The sequence below is a fragment of the Klebsiella sp. HMSC16A12 genome, assembly GCF_001808265.1.
Classification (GTDB): Bacteria; Pseudomonadota; Gammaproteobacteria; order Enterobacterales; family Enterobacteriaceae; genus Klebsiella; species Klebsiella pneumoniae.
Map to the genome: position 1 here is coordinate 1 of NZ_KV792594.1, position 2300 is coordinate 2300.

Sequence of the window (2300 nt, forward strand, 5' to 3'; positions counted from 1 at the left end):
CACCGTGCCGGCGAAGGACTGCCGGCACTCTGATGGCGCCACGCCGTTCCGTCGTGTCGGGTGTGTTCATTCTCATCCCTTCCCCTGGTGAGTCATCTCTCGTCCGTTCCCCGGCGAAGGGCTGGTCGTAGCACCGCCGTGTCGTCATCCAAGGGGTAAATAAACTCCGCCAAAAACTTTTTGCCAGGGACCGCAAAAACTTTTTGTCTCCGCCCCTTGTTCTCCTCCTTACGACGTTGCTCCTTTGCCCTTTGCCGCCAGGGAACTCACCGAGAGATGGATTAACCACCAGACCAGAGGAAAAGCAGAATGAACACACAGAACGTCAACGTCAAAACCGCCACCAAAGAATCTACCGAAAGATGGGTTGAAAACCTTCTGGCCACCGCGATTAGCGAGCAAAAGAGCCTCCTGCTGCATCTGGTAGAGCTTAAAAGCAAGCGTATGAGAGAAAGCGAAAGAAGTGAACTGGTATGGGGGGCGTTGATGCGTATGGCTGATAACGTCCTGGGGGCGGGAGTGGTTGACTGGCACGCAGACGTTCTGAAGGTGCATTTCGACGTTGCTCAACCGTGGCTTCAGTCCCGGAAACTCGTTGAGCTTCTTTATGGTGATACCGGTAAGGATGCGTGGAATGACGCACGCAAATACATTGCTGACTCAATGCGCGCTGAACCCTATATGCCATGAATCTGCTTTTTTTACCCAACATCTGGCGGTCCGGGGGCCGCCGGTGATCCACATAAGGAGAGACGTATGAACTTACACCTGACTGAATCCTCAGCCCATCCGGGAATGCTGGCTACAGCAGAAGCAGAGCGCGAATACTGGCTGAACCGGCAGAATACAGCGGTGAAAGCCCCCTCAGAAATCGATGTCCACACGTTCCATGACGCGCTGGGCCTGATGTACCCGCTCAACTGGTCAACAAGTGAGAACGGCGAGTGGGAAACGTTCATGCTGCAGGAAATGGTCTGCGGTGACGTGACAGAGATCTATGCCCGCTACGGAGCCAGATATTTCCGGCTGCGGGATGTGTGCAACCTGAGCCATGCGCAGATCACAACGCGCATTAAGGAGGGATTTAACCTGTTCCAGAAATGAAAAAAGCAGGCTTTAGCCTGCTCATTCCACCCCGGATGTGACACCCGCAAAAGTTTGCATCCGGAATATACAAAATCAACATGGAGATTAAACCATGAATTTCGACCCGCAAATCGTCGCACAGGCGAAGGCGTTTGTAAATGCCCTTCGCAGTGGTCAGCGCGCCCGCGTTCCCGCTTTAAAGCTGGAGTACTGGCAGCAGTTTATGACCGCGGTTTACGCTGGCCTCGGCCTCGCGTGATGTGAAAAACGCCGCCCCCTGAAGGGGGCGGCATTACTGGAGAATTCATCATGTCACAGCTAAGTTTTGCCGATGTGTTCAATATGGCCAGAGAAGCCGCTGATAACAGCCCAGTCATTCAGGCAGGGCAGCAGATCGCGGAAACGGTGCCCACGGTTCCGCGTATGTTGAGCGAGCAGTACAGCCGAAGCCGGTTTATCAGCGTATTTAAAGACACGGGGCGCCATCTGGGTCGCTGGGAAGTGTTCAGTGATTTTCTGTCACTTGCCGCCAGTGAGCTGGATATGGCCTGGATAAGAACGCCGGAAAGCATGGAGCACTGCCGGAAAATCTGCGCCCGGTACGGGGCCACCGACATCGCGAACATGCAGGAAATGTTCTGCCTGATGGTGTGTGCGCTGGAGGCGAAATTTCATGATTTCCTCGGCGCGATTTTTATGGAGCTGGAGCTGGGCGATAATTTTCGCGGGCAGTATTTTACCCCGTATTCCGTGCAGTGTCTGATGGCACGGATGCTGATGCCAGGCGTCAGAGACACTATCCGCCGGGAAGGGATTGCCACCGTTAGCGATCCGGCGTGTGGGGCAGCCGGAATGCTGATCGCCTATGCAGAGTGCCTGCTTGAAGCGGATATCAACCCCTCCATGCACATGTTCGGCAGCTGCATTGACATCGATCCGGTGGCGGCAGATATGGCCTTTATCCAGATGTCACTGCTCGGGATAGCGGCGGAAGTGGTGACGGGCAATACGCTCACGATGCAGTTGCGGCGGGTGAGGTATACCCCGGTTTACTACCTCAATGATTTTGAAAAACGACTGGCCGATCTGCGGCGGTTCAGGGCCATGCGGGACTTTATGCGCGGAATACAGGAGGCCGCGTAAATAACCGAAAGGGCAGGGGATCACCTGCCCGACTGCGCTGAAAGACCGCGCGCCTGCGGCGCCGGGAAAAC

The 2300-nt window shown here is 55.2% G+C and carries 4 protein-coding genes; all 4 read left to right on the plus strand.

Annotated features, from left to right (window positions below):
* Nucleotides 1–309 precede the first annotated feature (309 nt).
* The 4 genes from HMPREF3140_RS10765 to HMPREF3140_RS10780 all read left to right on the plus strand — a co-directional run bounded on the left by HMPREF3140_RS10765 (nucleotide 310) and on the right by HMPREF3140_RS10780 (nucleotide 2229).
* Nucleotides 310–690, plus strand: coding sequence for a hypothetical protein (locus tag HMPREF3140_RS10765; protein ID WP_032437935.1), 381 nt, complete (start codon nucleotides 310–312; stop codon nucleotides 688–690).
* 66 nt (nucleotides 691–756) lie between these two features.
* Nucleotides 757–1104: a hypothetical protein gene (locus HMPREF3140_RS10770; protein ID WP_032437933.1), complete on the plus strand. Its 348-nt coding sequence runs from the start codon at nucleotides 757–759 to the stop codon at nucleotides 1102–1104.
* Nucleotides 1105–1198: 94 nt separating this feature from the next.
* The gene (locus HMPREF3140_RS10775; protein WP_032437931.1) at nucleotides 1199–1345 is read left to right on the plus strand and encodes a hypothetical protein; all 147 of its coding nucleotides are present in this window, start codon (nucleotides 1199–1201) and stop codon (nucleotides 1343–1345) included.
* A 50-nt stretch (nucleotides 1346–1395) separates the two neighbouring features.
* A complete protein-coding gene (locus tag HMPREF3140_RS10780; RefSeq protein ID WP_070552982.1) occupies nucleotides 1396–2229 on the plus strand; it encodes an N-6 DNA methylase in 834 nt (277 codons plus the stop codon).
* Nucleotides 2230–2300: the final 71 nt, after the last annotated feature.

Bases quoted from the DNA above. Each gene is read 5' to 3' on its own strand.
- HMPREF3140_RS10765 (WP_032437935.1), top strand. From the start codon at position 310: ATGAACACACAGAACGTCAACGTCAAAACCGCCACCAAAGAATCTACC.
- HMPREF3140_RS10775 (WP_032437931.1), top strand. From the start codon at position 1,199: ATGAATTTCGACCCGCAAATCGTCGCACAGGCGAAGGCGTTTGTAAAT.
- HMPREF3140_RS10780 (WP_070552982.1), top strand. From the start codon at position 1,396: ATGTCACAGCTAAGTTTTGCCGATGTGTTCAATATGGCCAGAGAAGCC.
- HMPREF3140_RS10770 (WP_032437933.1), top strand. From the start codon at position 757: ATGAACTTACACCTGACTGAATCCTCAGCCCATCCGGGAATGCTGGCT.